The organism is Rhabdothermincola salaria (genome assembly GCF_021246445.1).
Classification (GTDB): Bacteria; Actinomycetota; Acidimicrobiia; order Acidimicrobiales; family Acidimicrobilacustridaceae; genus Rhabdothermincola_A; species Rhabdothermincola_A salaria.
This window is the reverse complement of sequence record NZ_JAJQXW010000003.1, coordinates 363,756-380,843: the sequence shown is the minus strand read 5'-3', so window position 1 is coordinate 380,843 and position 17,088 is coordinate 363,756. Positions and strand designations below refer to the sequence as shown.

16 protein-coding genes are annotated in these 17,088 nt (G+C 74.3%); 10 read left to right on the top strand and 6 right to left on the bottom strand.

Features of this window, described 5'->3' with window-relative positions; translation table 11 throughout:
- Positions 1 to 49 precede the first annotated feature (49 nt).
- From LUW87_RS15050 to LUW87_RS15030, 5 genes are read left to right on the top strand one after another with little or no spacing between them, the layout of a single operon-like run.
- A complete protein-coding gene (locus LUW87_RS15050; protein ID WP_232672013.1) occupies positions 50 to 355 on the top strand; it encodes a hypothetical protein in 306 nt (101 codons plus the stop codon).
- 13 nt (positions 356 to 368) lie between these two features.
- A complete protein-coding gene (locus tag LUW87_RS15045; RefSeq protein ID WP_232672012.1) occupies positions 369 to 1,856 on the top strand; it encodes a class I adenylate-forming enzyme family protein in 1,488 nt (495 codons plus the stop codon).
- Positions 1,828 to 2,985, top strand: a complete 1,158-nt coding sequence (locus LUW87_RS19350; protein WP_232672011.1) for a CoA transferase — start codon at positions 1,828 to 1,830, stop codon at positions 2,983 to 2,985. The genes LUW87_RS15045 and LUW87_RS19350 overlap by 29 nt, the downstream gene beginning before the upstream one ends.
- Positions 2,982 to 4,433 carry an amidohydrolase family protein gene (locus tag LUW87_RS15035; RefSeq protein WP_232672010.1) on the top strand — a complete coding sequence of 484 codons (1,452 nt, stop codon included), beginning with the start codon at positions 2,982 to 2,984 and terminating at the stop codon, positions 4,431 to 4,433. The genes LUW87_RS19350 and LUW87_RS15035 overlap by 4 nt, the downstream gene beginning before the upstream one ends.
- A complete protein-coding gene (locus LUW87_RS15030) occupies positions 4,426 to 5,532 on the top strand; it encodes an enoyl-CoA hydratase/isomerase family protein (RefSeq protein WP_232672009.1) in 1,107 nt (368 codons plus the stop codon). Before LUW87_RS15035 ends, LUW87_RS15030 begins: the two co-directional genes overlap by 8 nt.
- Here LUW87_RS15030 and LUW87_RS15025 read toward each other — a convergent pair.
- Complete coding sequence (locus tag LUW87_RS15025; RefSeq protein WP_346742576.1) at positions 5,496 to 6,008, bottom strand: class I SAM-dependent methyltransferase; 513 nt, start codon at positions 6,006 to 6,008, stop codon at positions 5,496 to 5,498. The two genes, LUW87_RS15030 and LUW87_RS15025, sit on opposite strands and share 37 nt — an antisense overlap.
- A 179-nt stretch (positions 6,009 to 6,187) precedes the next feature.
- On the opposite strand from LUW87_RS15025, the gene LUW87_RS15020 reads away from it, so the two are divergent.
- A complete protein-coding gene (locus tag LUW87_RS15020) occupies positions 6,188 to 7,054 on the top strand; it encodes a PaaX family transcriptional regulator (RefSeq protein ID WP_232672007.1) in 867 nt (288 codons plus the stop codon).
- Here the strand turns inward: LUW87_RS15020 and LUW87_RS15015 are convergent.
- Positions 7,018 to 7,710, bottom strand: coding sequence for an alpha-ketoglutarate-dependent dioxygenase AlkB (locus tag LUW87_RS15015; protein WP_232672006.1), 693 nt, complete (start codon positions 7,708 to 7,710; stop codon positions 7,018 to 7,020). The genes LUW87_RS15020 and LUW87_RS15015 overlap by 37 nt on opposite strands.
- Positions 7,711 to 7,822: 112 nt before the next feature.
- Positions 7,823 to 8,125, bottom strand: coding sequence for a hypothetical protein (locus tag LUW87_RS15010; RefSeq protein WP_232672005.1), 303 nt, complete (start codon positions 8,123 to 8,125; stop codon positions 7,823 to 7,825).
- Positions 8,126 to 8,246: 121 nt separating this feature from the next.
- Between LUW87_RS15010 and LUW87_RS15005 the strand changes: the two genes are divergently transcribed.
- The gene (locus LUW87_RS15005; RefSeq protein ID WP_232672004.1) at positions 8,247 to 9,890 is read left to right on the top strand and encodes an AMP-binding protein; all 1,644 of its coding nucleotides are present in this window, start codon (positions 8,247 to 8,249) and stop codon (positions 9,888 to 9,890) included.
- Between the two features lie 13 nt (positions 9,891 to 9,903).
- On the opposite strand, the gene LUW87_RS15000 is transcribed toward LUW87_RS15005, so the two are convergent.
- The 3 genes from LUW87_RS15000 to LUW87_RS14990 form a co-directional block, all read right to left on the bottom strand.
- Entirely contained in the window at positions 9,904 to 11,571 is a 1,668-nt protein-coding gene (locus tag LUW87_RS15000; RefSeq protein ID WP_232672072.1) for a class I adenylate-forming enzyme family protein, read from the bottom strand.
- 65 nt (positions 11,572 to 11,636) lie between these two features.
- Positions 11,637 to 12,533 carry a hotdog domain-containing protein gene (locus tag LUW87_RS14995; RefSeq protein ID WP_232672003.1) on the bottom strand — a complete coding sequence of 299 codons (897 nt, stop codon included), beginning with the start codon at positions 12,531 to 12,533 and terminating at the stop codon, positions 11,637 to 11,639.
- Positions 12,530 to 13,360 carry a PaaI family thioesterase gene (locus LUW87_RS14990; RefSeq protein ID WP_232672002.1) on the bottom strand — a complete coding sequence of 277 codons (831 nt, stop codon included), beginning with the start codon at positions 13,358 to 13,360 and terminating at the stop codon, positions 12,530 to 12,532. Before LUW87_RS14990 ends, LUW87_RS14995 begins: the two co-directional genes overlap by 4 nt.
- 99 nt (positions 13,361 to 13,459) lie before the next feature.
- On the opposite strand from LUW87_RS14990, the gene LUW87_RS14985 reads away from it, so the two are divergent.
- From LUW87_RS14985 to LUW87_RS14975, 3 genes are all read left to right on the top strand, one after another.
- Positions 13,460 to 15,178, top strand: a complete 1,719-nt coding sequence (locus LUW87_RS14985; RefSeq protein WP_232672001.1) for an N-acyl-D-amino-acid deacylase family protein — start codon at positions 13,460 to 13,462, stop codon at positions 15,176 to 15,178.
- 228 nt (positions 15,179 to 15,406) lie between these two features.
- The gene (locus LUW87_RS14980; protein ID WP_232672000.1) at positions 15,407 to 16,393 is read left to right on the top strand and encodes an ABC transporter ATP-binding protein; all 987 of its coding nucleotides are present in this window, start codon (positions 15,407 to 15,409) and stop codon (positions 16,391 to 16,393) included.
- Complete coding sequence (locus tag LUW87_RS14975; RefSeq protein ID WP_232671999.1) at positions 16,390 to 17,085, top strand: ABC transporter permease; 696 nt, start codon at positions 16,390 to 16,392, stop codon at positions 17,083 to 17,085. The genes LUW87_RS14980 and LUW87_RS14975 overlap by 4 nt, the downstream gene beginning before the upstream one ends.
- Positions 17,086 to 17,088: the final 3 nt, after the last annotated feature.

Sequence of the window (17,088 nt, the reverse complement as noted above, 5' to 3'; positions counted from 1 at the left end):
GGGCCGACGGTACTGTGCACAGGGCCTCACGACGAAGGATCAGGAGAGCATGGAGATCAAGGCAGGACAGCGGTTGGCGTGCCCGACATGTGCGACCGAGCTCGTGGTGGTGCGTCCGCCGTCGGCTCCGGTCGAGGTGACCTGTGGTGGCGTGGCCGTGGGGGACCCGGGCGACGAGCGTCCCGGCGGCGGCCATGCCGATCCGGGCGGCGACCCCACGTTGGTCGGCAAGCGCTACAGCGACGAGGAGTCGGGGCTCGAGGTGCTGTGCTCCAAGGCCGGCGAAGGAGCCCTGGCGTGCGCCGGCCGCCCGATGCCGGTGAAGGGCGCCAAGCCGCTGCCGTCGTCGGACTGATCGGGGCCTCGCCGTGAACCTGGGGTTGTTGTTGGAGATGGCCGGTTCGACGTTGGTCGGCCGCGACGCGGTCGCCGACGGTGACGTGTCCCTGACCTTCGACGCGCTGGCCGACACCGCGACCCGCTTCGCCCGGCGGGTCGCCGCCGAGGGGGCCGACTCGGTGGTGTACTGCGGCACCAACGACGCATCGTTCCCGGTCGCCTTGTTCGGGGCGTCCCTGGCCGGCGTGCCGTTCATCCCGCTCAACTACCGGTTGGGGGCCGAACAGCTCGAGCCGCTGGTGCGGGCCCACCCGGGCGCGTTGCTGGTGGCCGAGGTGCTGCCCGTGGTCGGCGCCGACCCGGCGCGCACCATCGACCGGCGAGAGCTGGTGGCGGGCGCCGGTGGCGACGACCCCGATGCGCAGGTCGAGCTGCCCGGGTTCGTCGACCCCGAGGACGTGGCCGTCGTGCTCTACACCTCGGGCACGTCGGGTGCGCCCAAGGCCGCCCTGCTGCGGCACCGCCACCTCACCGCGTACGTCCTGGGCACGGTCGAGTTCGCCGCCGCCGAGGAGCACCAGGCCGCGCTGGTGTCGGTGCCGCCCTACCACATCGCCGGCTTGGCGAACCTGCTGTCGAACCTCTACGCCGGACGACGCATCGTCTACCTGGGGGCGTTCGACCCCCAGGTGTGGCTCGACACCGTGCGCGACCAGGGCATCACCCAGGCCATGGTCGTGCCCACCATGTTGGCCCGGGTGGTGCACCACCTCGAGGGCGCCCCGGCCGACGTGCCCTCGCTGGCCACGTTGTCCTACGGCGGCAGCCGCATGCCGCTGCCGGTGCTCGAACAGGCCCTCGAGGCGTTCGAGGGCACCGGGTTCGTCAACGCCTACGGGCTCACCGAGACCTCCTCCACCATCGCCCTGCTGGGCCCCGACGACCACGCCGCGGCGCGTGCCGGTGACCCCGTCGCCCGCACCCGGCTGGGCTCGGTCGGCAAGCTGCTGCCCGGCATCGAGGTCGAGGTCCGCGACGAGCTCGGCCAGGTGCTGCCCGCCGGCGAAGCCGGCCTGGTGTTCCTGCGCGGCGAGCAGGTCTCGGGCGAGTACGCCGGGGGCAGCGTGCTCGACGACGAAGGGTGGTTCCCCACCAAGGACCGCGGGTGGGTCGACCCGGACGGCTTCCTGTTCATCGAGGGACGGGCGGACGACACGATCATCCGGGGAGGCGAGAACATCGCCCCGGCCGAGATCGAGGACGTGCTCGCCGGCCACGACGCCATCGACGACGTCGTCGTGGTGGGCGTGCCCGACGACGAGTGGGGTCAGCGCATCGCCGCGGTCGTCGTGGTCCGCTCCGGTGCCAGCCTCGACGTCGACGCCGTGCAGGCCTACGCCCGGGTGCACCTGCGGGGCTCCAAGACCCCCGAGCTCGTCGTCTTCCGCGACGAGCTCCCGCGCACCCCCACCGGGAAGCTGCTGCGCCGTGAGGTTCTCGCCGACCTCACCTCCTGACGGCTGGCCCGGCCTTGCCCCGGCCGAGGCCGTCGCCCGCCGGGCGCTGGCCGAGCTGGCCGCCACCGCTCGCCGGCTCGGTCGGGCGGCGCCGTTCGACCCGGACCAGGCGGGGGCCGTGCTGCTCGAACGGGCCACCCTGCTCGGGCACCGGCCGGCCGGTCCGGTGTCGCCCGGCGGATCGTGCCGGATCATGGCCACGGCCGACGGTTGGGTGGCGGCCAACCTGGCGCGCCACGACGACGTCCACCTGCTGCCGGCCTGGCTGGGGATCGACCCCGACGGACCGGTCCGCTCACCGGCGCTCTGGCGAGCCGTGGGGGAGGCCGTACGCCGGCGACCGACCCTCGACGTCGTCGAGCAGGGCCAGCTGGTCGGCCTGGCCGTGGCCGCCGTCCCCGACGACGACGCCGGTCGGCACGTGGGCGATGCCCAGCTGGTCGACCGGGGGATGCTCGACCCCAGCCGCACCCACGTGGCCACCCGTGTCGGTCCGGGGGCGGACCGCAGCCGGGGGGAGGCGACCCCGGCGCGGGTGGTCGACCTGTCGTCGCTGTGGGCCGGACCGTTGTGCGGGCGGCTGCTGGCCGCGCTCGGGATGGAGGTGGTGAAGGTGGAGTCCACCACCCGTCCGGACGGCGCCCGCCGCGGCTCGCCCGCGTTCTTCGATCACCTCAACGGGGACAAGCGCCACCTCGCCCTGCCGCTGGCGAGCACCGAGGGGCGCCGGGCGCTGGCCGACCTGCTGACCGCCGCCGACGTGGTCATCGAGGGCTCGCGTCCCCGAGCCCTCGAGCAGATGGGCATCGAGCCCGCGGCGGTCGTGGCGGGCGGGCCGGGGCGGGTGTGGGTGTCGATCACGGCCTACGGCCGCACCGGACCCTGGCGCAACCGGGTGGGCTTCGGCGACGACGCGGCGGCGGCCGGTGGGCTGGTGCGGCGCGACGCCGATGGGGTGCCGACCTTCGTCGGCGACGCGGTGGCCGACCCCCTCGCCGGGCTGGTGGCCGCCGCCGCCGCGGCGTCGTCGTGGGCCGCGGGCGGGGGAGCGGTCGTCGACGTGGCCCTGCGCGAGGTCGCCCGCGCCGCGGCATCGACGCCCGGACGCGATCGCGAGGACGCCGGATGACCACACCGCTGGTGGTCGTCGGCGCCGAGGTCGAGGGGAGGCCGGGCTGGTCGCTGCGCACGGAAGCCGGTCGGATCGTGGCCATCGGACCCGACGCCGACATCGACCGGGCCGGTGCCGAGGTGCTCGACGCCGCCGGCGGTGCGGTGCTCCCCGGGCTGCACGACCACCACCTCCACCTGCTGGCCCTCGCCGCCCGCATGGCCTCGGTCGACCTCGACCACGCCGCCACCCCCGACGAGGCCGACGCCGCCCTGGCCGCAGCCGCAGCCGCAGCCGCAGCCGCCGCGGCCGCCGGCGCCGGTGCTTCCTCCTCGCCGGGGTGGGTGCGCGCCGGCGGGTACGACGAGCACCGCCACGGACCGCTCGACCGGGCGCGACTCGATGCGGTGGCGCCCGGCGCCAGAGTGCGGGTGCAGCACCGCAGCGGGCTGTCGTGGGTGCTGTCGACGCCCGGGCTGCGGGCCGTGGGCCTCGATCCCGAGGGACTGGCCGGCACCGACCCGACACCGGGGGTGGAGCGGGCCGCGGACCGGGCGGCCACGGGGTGGCTGCACCGCCTCGACGACTGGCTGGGTCGGCGGGTGGGGCGAATCCCGCCGGACCTGGGCCCGGTCGGGTCCCGGCTGGCCGCCCTCGGCGTCACCGGGGTCACCGACACCACCCCGGTGCTCGACGACGCGGCCGTCGGCGTGCTCCGCGAGGCCGTCGCGACCGGCTGCCTCCCCCAACGGGTGGTGCTGCTGGGCCGCGCGGACGGGCGCGGGCTCGACCCCTGGGCTCGCCTCGGGCCGGTCAAGCTGGTCGCCGACGAGCACGCCGGCCTCGACCCCGACGCCATGGTCGAGGCGATCGCCGCCGCCCACCGCCAGCACCGCCGGGTGGCCGTCCACTGCGTCACCCGGGCCGAGTGCGTGGTGACCGTGTCGGCCCTGCTCGCCGCCGGCGCCCTCCCCGGCGATCGCCTCGAGCACGCCTCGGTGCTCCCGCCGGAGCTCGACCCCGCGCTGTCCGCCCACCGCGTGGTGGTGGTCACCCAACCGGCGTTCGTCCACGAGCGAGGCGACCACTATCTCGCCGAGGTGGACCCCGCCGACCGCTCGGCGCTGTACCGCCACGCCTCGTTGCGGGCGGCCGGGGTCGTCGTCGCCCTCGGCAGCGACGCCCCGGTGGCGTCGGTCGACCCCTGGGCCGCCCTGCGGGCGGCTCGTGACCGGCGTACCCGGACCGGGGCCCCGCTCGGATCGGCCGAGGCGGTCGCCCCCGTCGTCGCCCTCGACGGCTTCCTGCGCGACCCCCTCGCGCCCGACGGCCCCATCCGTCGGCTGGAGGTCGGCGCCCCCGCCGACCTCTGCGTGCTCGGCGTCCCCCGACGGGAGGTGGACGGCGGCCCGACCGAGGGGTTGGTGAGAGCCACCGTCATCGATGGGAACATCGTGCATGGCTGATCGCACCGCACTGCTCGACGCGACCGAGGCCGCCGCCCTGCTGGCCCCCGGCCTGGGCGAGACGCTGGGCGTGCCGTTCGGACGGCCGATGGTGGCGGTGGCGGCCACGGACGACGACGCCACCCACGCCGCCGCCATGGCGGTGATCGGCGCCCCGGCCGTGGTGGTCGGGGTGGTCGAAGGGGCCTCCCCGCCGGCGCACATCCTCGACCGCTTCGACGTGGTCGTGGCCCGGGCGGACTTCGACCCCCCGGGGGGCGTCCCTCGCTCGGCGGTGCTGGCCGACGACCCGAGGGCCGAGGTCGACGCTCTCGCCGCCGGCGTGGCCGCCTCGCCGGCGGCCGCGGTGGCGCTGGTGCAGCTGCTGCGAGCGGGCATCCACCTGTCCGTGGCCGAGGCCGTGGTGGCCGAGTCGTGGGTCTACTCGATGCTGCAGGCCGGGCCCGACCACCAGGGCTGGCTCCGGTCGCGTCCTGCTCCCGGTGGCGGCGCCGCCGCCGAGGCGTCGGTGCAGGTGGCTCGGTCCGGCCGCCGTCTCGACGTGCACCTCGACCGGGCCGCACGTCGCAACGCAGTGAGCGCCGGGCTCCGCGACGGTGTGCACGAGGCCCTGGCCGTCGCCCTGACCGACCCCACCGTCGCCGAGGTGCACCTGTGGGGTCGAGGCCCCTCGTTCTGCGCCGGCGGCGACCTCGACGAGTTCGGATCGGCGCCCGACCCGGTCACCGCCCACCTCGTTCGCACCACCCGATCCCCGGCGCTCGACCTGACCCGGTGCGGCGAACGGCTGGTGGTCCACGTGCACGGCGCAGCCGTGGGGGCGGGCTGCGAGTGGGCGGCGTTCGCCCGTCGGGTGGTGGCCCGCGACGACGCCACCTTCCGCCTCCCCGAGGTGTCCATGGGCCTGGTCCCGGGCGCCGGCGGCACGGCCAGCATCCCCCGCCGCATCGGCCGCCAGCGCACCGCTCACCTGGCCCTCACCGGGCAGACGATCGGCGCCGAGGTGGCCCGGGCGTGGGAGTTGGTCGACGCCGTGGTGGACCGCGAGGAGTTCGCCGCCGCTCAGTCCGATGCCCTGCGGTGGACCGACACGGCGTAGTCGGGTGCCGGGCCGAGCGGCTGTCGATCCCACGTGGCGTAACGGGCCTCGAGGGCGAGGCCCGCCGCGGCACACCAGCGGTCGTACTCGTCGAGGGTCGGCCAGCCCGCCCGCAGCTGGAACCCGGCGACGAGGCGGCCGCCTGGTTCGAGGTGGGCGGCGCAGGCGGCCACCGCGGCAGGGCGGTGCTCGGCGACGACGAAGCCCACCACGTTGCCGGCGGCCACCACCACGTCGAAGCGGCGGCCGAGGTCGAGCTCGGCCAGGTCGGCGTGGGCCCAGAGCAGGTCCGGGGCCTTGGCCCGAGCCCGCGCCAGCAGGTCGGGGTCGAGGTCCACCCCGGCGGCGTCGACGCCTCGCCGGGCCAGCTCCACGGCCACCCGCCCGGTGCCGCAGCCGGCGTCGAGGGCGCTCGACGGTTCGAAGCCCATGACGAGATCGGCTTCGCCGTGGGGGTTCTGGCCCGCCGCGGCCATGCGCTGCCAGCGGGCGTCGTAGTCGTCGAGGTCGACCCGGCGACGCCACTGGGACCACTCCGCCGAGCGAGGGCGACCACCGTCGCCGGCGGTGCGGTCGGGGGTGTCGTCGTCGGCCATGGCCCCAGTCTCGCCGACCGGGATCGCTCCCCGGGCGGCGGGCTCTACGATCACGAGCCATGAGTGGGTCCGGGTCCGGCGTCGTGGTCACCGCCACCCGCCGTCGTTCCGACGGCGGGCCCAGCGCCCGCGCGCTGTTGGTGGGCATCCTGGGCCAGTACATGGTGCCCCGCGACGAGCCGGTGTGGACGTCCACCCTCGTGCGTGGCCTGGAGGCGCTGGGGGTGGAGGAGCGAGCCGCCCGCCAGGCCGTGAACCGCACTGCCAGCGACGGGTGGCTGGTGGGCGAGTCCGTCGGCCGCTACACGCGCTGGTCGCTGTCGCCGGCCGGCCGCCGCCTCCTCGAGTCGGCCTGGTCCCGCCTCAGCCGCTCCCTGGTGGCCGACCGGTCCTGGGATGGCCACTTCCTCCTGGCCAGCCTCACCGGCGCCCCACCCGATCGGCGTTCCCGTGAGCGTCTGGCCGCCGGCCTCGACTTCGAGGGCTTCGGGTCGCTCGGCCCGGGCCTGTGGGTGGCGGCCGACCAGCGGGCCGAGGCGGGTGCCCGCGTCGTGCTCGGGGAGCTCGACCTCGAGGACCAGGCCGTGTTCTTCACCGCGGTGCCCACCGAGACCTCCGAGAGCCCCTCCGAGGTGGTGGCCCGGGCATGGGACCTCGAGGGGGCGGCCGCCGCCCACGAGCGCTTCCTCGCCGAGTTCGCCGACGCCGAGCCGACCGACGAGCGCGAGGCGTTCGCCCTGCGGACCCGCCTCGCCCACGAGTGGCGCCACCTGCTCAGCATCGATCCGGCCCTGCCGCCGGAGCTGCTGCCGCCCGACTGGGCGGGGGCCCGGGCCCAGGCCCGCTTCCAGGAGCTCCAGTCCCGGTGGACGGCGGCGGCCGACGCCTACTACGTGGTGCTGTCCCAGGAGGCGGTGGCCTCGTGACCCGCTCCTGAGCCGGGGCGGGAGGAGCCGCGTCGGCGAGGGGTGGCCGGTGGGGCCGGGGACGGTCCGGACCAACGCCACGAGGCCGAGATGCGGGCGCCGGCCCGGGCCACCTTGGGCACGCCGTGCTCCCAGTCGAGCTGGCACCGGCCGCCCATCACGAGCAGGTCGCCCGACGAGGGGGCCAGGTCGAGGGAGCGCCCCCCGCCTCGAGGACGTACGAGGAAGGAGCGTCGAGCGCCGAGCGTGAGCACCGCCACCAAGGCGTCGTCGACCCGGCGCAGCTCGCGGTCGCGGTGGAAGGCGACGCTGTCGCGCCCGTCGCGGTAGAAGTTGAGTCCCGGGCGTCCGAGGGATCGGCCGTAGCGGACACCGAGCGCCTGGCCGACCTCGTCGAGCACGTCGGGCACGGCGTCCCCGGCCGGGTACCAGTGCGACAGCCGAGGATCGTCGACCTCGCGGTCGTACATGCGGCGCCGTCCCTGTTTCCAGCCCACGGTGGCGACCAGCTCGGCGCAGAGGTCGTCGGCACCGTGCAGGTACCCGCGGGTGACGTCGATCCACGAGTGGTCGTCGAGCGCGATCCGCTCGGTGGCGGCCGCGGGGTCGAGCTCGACCGGCCCGACGGCGAAGAGCGAGGACTGCCACTGCACCACGGCCTCAGGGTACCGGCAGACCGAACGCACGTTCCATCTCCGGGTGGGTCCGTGCTCTCGGCGAGGGGGCGGCTCGGTGCGCGGCCGCACCCGACCGGCCTCGACGGGAGGCTCAGCAGCCGGGGTCGATCGCCCCGGCCGCCCCGATGCCGTCGCCGTCGACCGTGGTGACGGTGACCTCGGGTGCCCCGCCGGCGGCGGAGATGTCGTCGGGGTCCTCGGCCGGACCGCCCTCGGCCCCGGGGATGCCCGGGTTGTCGCCGTCGACCAGCGGTTCGTTGCCGGCGTCCTCGACGAACGGGGGGCAGGTGGTGTCGGTGCCGCCGCTGCCGTCGTCGTCCCCGCAGGCGGCCACCCCCAACACCAGCGCGAAGGAGAAGGCTGTGGCAGTGATGGCGCGACGCATGGTGGGCATGTTCCCGTTGTCGGCCCGGCGGAGAACCGGGTGCGATCGTTCGGCGCCGTTCGCGGTGGGGCTCGGCTCCCGGTGGCCGTCCGGTCCCGTCGATCTTGGATATTGTCTACGATCGTCGCCGATGACCTCCTGGAACTTCGCCGACGTGTGGGAGACGGTGGCCGCCACCCTCCCCGACGCCCCCGCCCAGATCCACGGCGACGAGCGCTCCACGTGGGCCGAATTCGAGCGGCGGGCCGACGCGCTGGCCGCCTGGCTCCTCGCCGAGGGCGTGGAGGAGGGCGAGACCTTCGCCCAGTACCTCTACTCGGCGCCGCCCTACCTCGAAGCGGTGTTCGCCGCCTTCAAGTTGGGCCTGCCCCCGATCAACACCAACTACCGCTACGGGCCGGCCGAGCTGGCCTACCTGTGGGACAACGCCGACGTGGGCACGGTGGTCTTCCACGGCGAGTTCACCGACACCATCGCCTCGATGCTCGACCGGGTGCCCGGCGTGCGGCGTTGGATCTGGGTGGACGACGGCCACGGCCCCTGTCCCGAATGGGCCACCGACCACGCCGACATCGTGGGTGCGGTGGCCGTCGAGCCGGACGCCCCGCCACCGACCCCCACACGGCCCCCCTGGGGTCGGAGCCCGGACCAGCTCTACCTCGTCTACACCGGGGGCACCACCGGCCTGCCCAAGGGCGTCATGTGGCGCCAGGACGACCTGTTCGCCGTGCTCAACCAGGCCGCCGCGGTGCGCCACCCGGCCGACGGGGGGCTCGAGGGGGTGGCCGCGTCGCTGATGAAGCCCGGGCCCACCCACCTCACCGCGGCGCCGCTCATGCACGGCACGGGGGCCTTCAGCTCCTTCATGGCCCTGTCGAGCGGCGGGTGCGTGGTCACCCTCGTGGGGCGGCGCTTCGACGTCGTCGAGGTGCTCGACACCATCGAGCGCGAGCAGGTCAAGAGCGTGGCCATCGTCGGCGACGCCTTCGCCAAGCCGCTCCTCGCCGCCCTCGACGCCGAACCGGGGCGTTGGGACATCTCCTCGCTGCGGGTCATGACCTCGTCCGGCGTCATGTGGTCGGCGCCGGTTAAGCAGGGCCTGCTGCGCCACGCCCCCAAGCTGCTGTGCGTCGACACGCTCGGCTCGTCCGAGGCGGTCGGCATGGCCCTCTCGGTCACCTCGGCCGAGGGCGAGCGCGGGGGTGGCTCCTCCGGCGGGACCGCCTCGTTCTCCCTCGGTGAGAACACCAAGGTCATCACCGACGACGGGCGCGAGGTGCTGCCCGGTAGCGGCGACGTGGGCATGGTGGCCATCCGCGGGCGCGTCCCTCTCGGCTACTACAAGGACCCGGAGAAGTCGAAGGCGACCTTCCGCGAGATCCAGGGGTCGCGCTGGTCGATCCCCGGCGACTACGCCACCGTCGAGGCCGACGGCAGCCTCAAGCTGCTGGGTCGGGGATCGGTCTGCATCAACACCGGCGGTGAGAAGGTGTACCCCGAGGAGGTCGAGGAGGCGGTCAAGGGCCATCCCGACGTCGTCGACGCCGTCTGCGTGGGTGTGCCCGACGAGCGCTTCGGCGAGGCCGTGGTGGCGCTGGTCGAGCTGCGGCCCGGGGCCGAGCTCGACGAGGGGGCGGTCATCGCCACCGTGAAGCAGCAGCTGGCCTCCTACAAGGCCCCCAAGCGGGTGCACCCCCTCGGGTCGTTGGCCCGCGCCGCCAACGGCAAGGCCGACTACAAAGCCCTCAAGCAGCTGGCGTCAGACCTCTCCTGAGGGGGGGGTCGCCTCATCCCGCGGCCAGGACGTTGTCCTTGATCTCCCGCTTGAGGATCTTGCCGGTCGCGCCCCGGGGGAGCGGCTCGTCGCTGACGAACCACTGCGTGGGCACCATGAACCGGGCGATGCGCTCGGCGAGGAAGTCGCTCAGCTCGTCGGTGTCGATCGCCATCCCGACCTTGGGCTGCAGGGCGCAGGCCACCTCTTCGCCGAGGCGCTCGTGGGGCAGGCCGAACACGGCGGCCTCGTGCACCGCGGGATGCTCGTAGATCGCCGCCTCCACCTCGGCGCAGTACACGTTCTCCCCTGCTCGCAGGACCATGTCCTTGGCCCTGTCGACGAGGAACACGAACCCCTCGTCGTCGAGGTACCCGAGGTCGCCGGTGTGCAGCCACCCGTCGGTGATGGACTCGGCCGTCGCCTCGGGTCGGTTCCAGTAGCCGCGGATGAGGTTGGCCCCCCGGAAGCAGACCTCACCGACCTCCCCGACCGGGAGGTCCTCGCCCGCGGTACCGACCACCTTCACGTCCATGATCGGCACCAGTCGCCCGGTGCTGGCCGGCTTGCGCACGTAGTCGTCGCCCGTGTTGCTCGGCCCGTAGGCGTTGGTCTCGGTCATCCCGTAGCCCAGCTGGGGTCGTGCCGTACCGAAGGAGTCCTCGATGCGCTTCACCAGCCCTGGGGCCATGGGTGCGCCGCCGCCCCCGACGTTGGAGAGCGACGAGGTGTCGCGGGTGGCGAAGTCGGGGCAGGCCAGCAGGTCGGCGGCCATGGTGGGCACGCCGATGAAGTTGGTGACCCGTTCGCGTTCGATGAGCTCGAGGGCGCGAGCCGGGTCCCACTTGTGCATCATCACCAGCTTGTGGCCGGCGAGCGCCGAGCCCAGCATGACCGGCACGCAGCCCGTCACGTGGAAGAGGGGCACCACCAGGACGAAGGTGGTGGGGAAGGGGTGCGGCTCGTCGCGGTCGGTGCGCAGCATCTCGACCACGCTGCGACAGGCGAACCCCATGAGGCCGGTCAGCACCGCTCGGTTGGTGGACACCGCGCCCTTGGGCCGCCCGGTCGTGCCCGACGTGTAGAGGATGGTGGCGTCGTCGTCGGGACCGATGTCGACCTGGGGGAGCGGGGCGCCGGTGACGAGCACGTCCTCGAGGCGGTCGACGCCGGCCGGCACCTCGCCCTCGGCCCGCACCGCCAGCCCGGCGACCCCGAGATCGGCGAGACGATCGGCGACCCGGCCGATGCGCGGGAGATCGCCGACCACCACCTTGGCCCCCGAGTCGGTCAGGCCGTACTCGAGCTCGGGTCCGGTCCACCAGGCGTTGAGCGACACCGCGACCGCCCCGATCGAGGTGATGGCGGCGAAGGCGGTGATCCACTCCGGGTAGTTGCGCATGGCGATGGCGACCCGGTCGCCCTTGGTCACCCCGTAGCGATCGACGAGCAGCGCGCCGAGGGCGTCGATCTGGGCGACCACGTCGGCGAAGGACCACTGCTCGTCCTCGTACACCAGGTACGGGGCGTCGCCGCGGGCGCGCAGGGTGTCCCACAGGGCCCGCAGGGTCGGTGGGGTGGCGGCGAACACCTTCTGGGGTGTGCCGGCCACGTCGGCGTCGACGATCTCCAGCGGTCCACCGGGACCGGTCACGTAGGCGACCGCTTCCTCGAAGGTCATGGCCACGGCTGTCTCCCCCTGTGGTGGCTTCCCGGGAGGTTAGCGACGCACCGGTGACGGGGGCGTCAGCGGGTGCCCACGGTGGCCACGGCCAGGACCAACGGGCGGTCGTCGGCCCCCCGGTCGGCCACGGTCACCCGCACGAGGTGGTCGCCGCGGCGCGAGCCGACGAGCTCCCCGCCCGCCACGATCGGGCCGACCCGCCCCGGGCTGAGGTAGTGCACGACCAGGTCTGACACCACGAGCCGTTCGGGTGAGGTGTCGGTGCCGGTGGGATGGGCCACGGCCGCCCGGGCGGCGGCGTCGACCGCCACGGCCAGGGCCCCGCCGTGGACGATGCCCCACGGGTTGCGCAGTCGGGGAGGGGCGTCGATGCGCACCTCCCCGGGGTGCTCGCCCCCTTCGAGCGCGAAGAACGCGCTCGGGGCGCTGCGGTACAAGGGGTGGTCGACGGTGGGCGGGCGATGGGGGCGCAGGGGTCGAGGCACCGGCGGCGGGCCCCCGTCGGGCACGAGGATGCTGCTGGTCATCCAGGCCGTGGCCACCGACCGTCCCTCGCGGTCGTCGACGTGGATGCGGGCCACGACCGACGTGCGGCCCCGACGCATCAGGCGGGCCGTCACCGCCAGGGGGCCGCGGGTCGCCCCGGACGCCGGGGCCCGGCGCAGCGAGAGGTTGGTGGTGACCACCCAGTCGGGCAGGGCGGCCAGCCCGCTGACCATGCCCCCGACGTTGTCGACGAGGGTGGCGAGGACCCCTGAGCTCAGGTGCCCGCCCTCGAGGAGGTGGTCGGGCAGCGCGCACTCGGCGGTGACGACGGGCGGGCCGTCGGGCGCGTCCGGATCCGGGGTCTCGCTCATCGGGGTGGGCAGGTAGATCGACATCGCCGCCCCCATGGCCTCGAGCTGGGCGGTCGTCGGCGGTCCGTCGCCCAGCGTGGACCACCCCGTCGCGAAGCTCACGGCGCCACCGCCACGGCGGTGGCGCGGGTGAGGACCTCGTCGTCGGCGCCACCGTCGAGGACCGTGATCTCGAAGGCCGCCCGGCGGTCGTGCCCCGCGGTGGCGCGGTCGCCGACGAGCTCGGCGACGGACCGGACCGGCCCCACCCGTCCGAGCTCCAGGAAGGCCACCTGCAGGTCGACCGTCTCGGCCGGCCGGCCCATGATCTCGGTGGCGGCCCCGGCCACGGCGGCGTCGATGGTGGAGGTGAGGAAGCCGCCGTTCAGGGCCCCGAGGCTGTTCTGCACGGCGGGCACCACGTCGATCTCCACGACGCCGGGGGTGGCGGACCGCAGGCCGAGGGCCCGGTGGAAGGGGCGGCCCCCGACGCCGGAGGGCTCGACGGCCGGACGCCGTCCGAGGTCGATGGCCGGCAGCACCGGGGCGCCGGGTGGTTGGGGGAGCACGGCGAAGGTGAGCGTGGCCAACCCGGCGGGCTGGCGGCGGTCCCCGAACAGTTCGACCTCCACCACCAGGGTGCGCCGGCCTCGCCGCCGGATGTGCATGGTGCCGTCGAGCCGGTCGGTGCCCCCCGTGGGGAGCAGGTGCAGGCTCATGTCGGCGGTGGCCACCCGATCCGGGGTGCAGGCCCGGATCGACGCCATGCCCCCCATCATGTCGACCATCGTGGCCACCACCCCGAGGAGCGGTTCGCCCGACGGTGCCCGCACCGCGTCGGTGACCGGGAGGTGGCCGATGAGGGTGCCGTCGTCACGCTGGTCGACCTCCAGGCCCAGCTCCCGCAGGACGTGGTCGGACGGCGGGCGGTCGAGGACGGGGCGGCTCACGGACGGCGATCCTACGGTTCGCGTGGTGGAGCGCCCACCGGGGTGGTGCCAGGATGGCCGGGACCCGCGAGGGGTCGAGACGTCCCGGGGGTACACGTCATGCTCGATCTGATCATCCGTGGTGGCACCGTCGTCGACGGCACCGGCGCACCGGCGGTGCGCGCCGACGTCGGCGTCCGCGACGGCCGCATCGTCGTGGTGGGGGAGGTCACCGAGGACGCGGCCCGCGAGGTCGACGCCACCGGTCGCGTGGTGGCGCCGGGGTTCATCGACCTCCACACCCACTACGACCCGCAGGTCATGTGGGACCCGGCCGCCACACCGTCCTCGCTGCACGGGATCACCACCGTCATCGGCGGCAACTGCGGGTTCTCCATCGCCCCGTCCACGCCGGAGGCGGCCGAGTACCTGGTGCCCATGCTCGCTCGCGTCGAGGGCATGCCGGTCGAGACGCTCGAGGCCGGGCTCGACCTGGAGTGGGACGGCTTCGGGTCGTGGCTCGAGCGCCTCGACGGTCGCCTGGCCGTCAACGCCGGGTTCCTCGTCGGCCACAGCGCGCTGCGGCGGGTGGTCATGGGTGCCGATGCCGTCGGCCACGAGGCCTCCCCGGCCCAGCTCGAGGCCATGGTGGCGCTGCTCCACGAGAGCCTGGCCGCCGGTGGCCTCGGCTTCTCGAGCACCTCCTCGCCCACCCACAGCGACCACGAGGGCCGTCCGGTCCCGTCGCGCTTCGCCACCGACGACGAGTTCGTCGCCCTGGCCGGCGCGGTCGGCGACCACGAGGGCACCACCCTGGAGTTCATCCCCGGCGCCGGGGCCCGCTTCACCGACGCCGAGATCGAGCGCATGACCGCCATGTCGGTCGCGGCCGGCCGGCCGCTCAACTGGAACGTCATGGTCGTGTCGGCCGGCGAGGAGTCCAAGGCCTCGCGTGAGGCCAAGCTGGCCGCCTCGGACCACGCCGCCGCTCGCGGCGGCCGCGTGGTCGGGCTGTGCCTGCCCGAGGCGATGCGCATGCGGCTGTCCTTCGCCACCGGCTTCGTCCTCGACATCGTGCCCGGCTGGGCCGAGGTGTTGCACCTGCCCCACGACCAGCGCCGGGCCGCGCTCGGCGACCCGGAGACGCGCCGTCGCCTGGCCGAGTCGGCAGCCACGGCCGGGCCGAACCACAGCATCGCCGACTACGCCGCCTACACGATCGTCGACGCCGTCTCACCCGACCTGCACGACGTCGTGGGCCGCACCGTGGCCGACATCGCCGTCGAGCGGGGGGTCGAGCCCATCGACGCCCTCCTCGACATCGTGGTCGCCGACGACCTCATGACGGGCCTCGAGCCGGTCAGCATCGGCACCGACGACGGCTCGTGGGCCGAGCGCGTCCGTCTGCTCGACACCGACCCCCGGGTGATCGCCGGGGGGTCCGACGCCGGCGCCCACCTCGACATGATGAAGACCTTCGCCTGCCACACGAGCTTCCTGGCCGAGGCCGTGCGGGCCCGGGGGCTGATGTCGCTCGAGCGGGCGGTGCAGCTCTTCACCGAGGCGCCGGCCCGCCTCTACGGCCTCACCGGCCGGGGTCGGGTGGCCGAGGGGTGGTGTGCCGACCTCGTCGTCTTCGACCCGGCCACCGTGGGACCCGGCACGGTGGCGCCCCGCCAGGACCTCCCGGGCGGCGGTTGGCGTCTCTTCAGCGAGGCCACGGGGATCGACTGCACCATCGTCAACGGGGTCGAGATCGTGCGCGACGGCCGAGTCACCGGCGACACCCCCGGCACCACCCTGCGATCGGGCCGCGACACCGAGACCGTCGCCGTCTGAGCCGACCGGCCCGCCGGCGGGCCGGTCGGAGGTCGGGAACCCGGATCTCCAGGGCAGGGCGAGTGCCTCCGTCGATCTCGGGGGCCGTGGTGGCGCCCGCGAGCACGTTCTCGCCGGACCGGGGTTCGGCGCGTCGGCGGCGGTAACGTGTCCGGCGAAGACCCACAGGGATGGCGAACGCCATCTCCCGTCACGACGGATCCGGGGCCGCACACGCGGGGAGGACACGTGAGCCGAGTCGAGGGCGGAGCCGTACCCGTGCCCGCCATCCGGCTGGAGCAGGTCACCAAGCACTACGAGGGCTCCGCGGCGCCGGCCGTGGCCGCCCTCGACCTCGACGTCCCCACCGGTGAGCTGGTGGCCCTCGTGGGACCTTCGGGCTGCGGCAAGACCACCATCCTCAAGATGGTCAACCGGCTCATCGAGCCGACCAGCGGTCGGATCCTCCTGCACGGCCGTGATGCCACCGCCATGCCGGTCCACGAGCTGCGCCGGGGCATCGGCTACGTCATCCAGCAGGTCGGGCTCTTCCCCCACCGCACGGTCGGGGCCAACATCGCCACCGTGCCCACCCTGCTCGGCTGGGACAAGGCGCGCACCCAGTCCCGGGTGGCCGAGCTCACCGGGCTGGTGGGGCTCGATCCCGAGGTCCTCGGCCGCTATCCCGGCGCGCTCTCCGGTGGCCAGCAGCAGCGCGTCGGCGTCGCCCGGGCCCTGGCCGCCGACCCGCCGGTGCTGTTGATGGACGAGCCCTACTCCGCCGTCGACCCGGTGGTCAGGGGCCGTCTCCAGGACGATCTCCTCGAGCTGCAACGCAACCTGCACAAGACGATCCTGTTGGTCACCCACGACATCGACGAGGCCATCAAGCTCGCCGATCGGGTGGTGCTGCTGAACGTCGGCGGGGTGATCGAGCAGTACGGCACCCCTGACGCGCTGCTGCGGGCCCCGGCCACACCGTTCGTCGAGAGCTTCCTCGGTAACGACCGCGCCCTCAAGCGGCTGTCGTTGCTCACCGTCGCCGACATCGACCCCGGCGCGTTGCTCCCGATGTCGGCCAACGGCAACGGCGTGGTCATCGAGCCGGCCACCACCCTCAAGGACGCGCTCGACACCCTCCTCGGGGCTCCCGGCCACCGGGCTGCGGTGCTCGGTCACGACGGCGACCATGTGGGCGTCGTCACGGTCGAGGCCATCAGCGGGAGCCTCACGTGAGCGGTGGCATCCCCCAGGTCCTCGCCAACGACGCCAACTCGCTGATCTGGTGGGACTGGGTGGCGCGCAACAGCGACGACATCTGGGAGCGCACGATCCAGCACCTCGAGCTCACCGCGCTCACGATGCTCATCGGCATCGTGATCTCGGCGCTGCTCTCGGCGGTGGCGGTGAAGCTGCGGGTCACGGCCACGCCCATCTTGTGGGGCACCGGCCTGCTCTACACGATCCCGAGCATCGCCCTCTTCGGCTTCCTGGTGCCTCGCCTCGGGTTGGGCACGAGCACGGCTCTGGTGGCGTTGGTGCTCTACACGCTGGTCGTGCTGGTGCGGAACATGATCGCCGGCATGGAGGGCGTGCCGGCCACGGTGCGCGAGGCGGCGACGGGCATGGGCCTTCGCCCCTGGCGGCGCTTCTGGAGCGTGGAGCTGCCGCTGGCCCTGCCCACCATCATGGCCGGCATCCGCATCGCCACCGTGGGCACGGTCGGGCTGGTGACGATCTCGGCGCTGGTCGGCGAGGGCGGCTACGGGGCGCTCATCAACATGGGGCTCTCCCGTGACAACTTCCCCACGCCGATCGTGATCGGGGCGGGCCTGTCGATCGTGATGGCCCTGCTGCTCGATCTGGCCCTGTGGGGCGTGCAGCGGCAGCTGACCCCGTGGAGCCGAGCTGCGGCGGTGGGGACGTGACAT

What these genes read in the sequence shown, in the direction of transcription:
- LUW87_RS15025 (WP_346742576.1), bottom strand. Translation starts at nt 6,008, where the DNA reads ATGGCCGCGGCGGGCCAGAACCCCCACGGCGAAGCCGATCTCGTCATG.
- LUW87_RS15050 (WP_232672013.1), top strand. Translation starts at nt 50, where the DNA reads ATGGAGATCAAGGCAGGACAGCGGTTGGCGTGCCCGACATGTGCGACC.
- LUW87_RS15000 (WP_232672072.1), bottom strand. Translation starts at nt 11,571, where the DNA reads ATGACCTTCGAGGAAGCGGTCGCCTACGTGACCGGTCCCGGTGGACCG.
- LUW87_RS15035 (WP_232672010.1), top strand. Translation starts at nt 2,982, where the DNA reads ATGACCACACCGCTGGTGGTCGTCGGCGCCGAGGTCGAGGGGAGGCCG.
- LUW87_RS15010 (WP_232672005.1), bottom strand. Translation starts at nt 8,125, where the DNA reads ATGCCCACCATGCGTCGCGCCATCACTGCCACAGCCTTCTCCTTCGCG.
- LUW87_RS15005 (WP_232672004.1), top strand. Translation starts at nt 8,247, where the DNA reads ATGACCTCCTGGAACTTCGCCGACGTGTGGGAGACGGTGGCCGCCACC.
- LUW87_RS14985 (WP_232672001.1), top strand. Translation starts at nt 13,460, where the DNA reads ATGCTCGATCTGATCATCCGTGGTGGCACCGTCGTCGACGGCACCGGC.
- LUW87_RS15030 (WP_232672009.1), top strand. Translation starts at nt 4,426, where the DNA reads ATGGCTGATCGCACCGCACTGCTCGACGCGACCGAGGCCGCCGCCCTG.
- LUW87_RS15020 (WP_232672007.1), top strand. Translation starts at nt 6,188, where the DNA reads ATGAGTGGGTCCGGGTCCGGCGTCGTGGTCACCGCCACCCGCCGTCGT.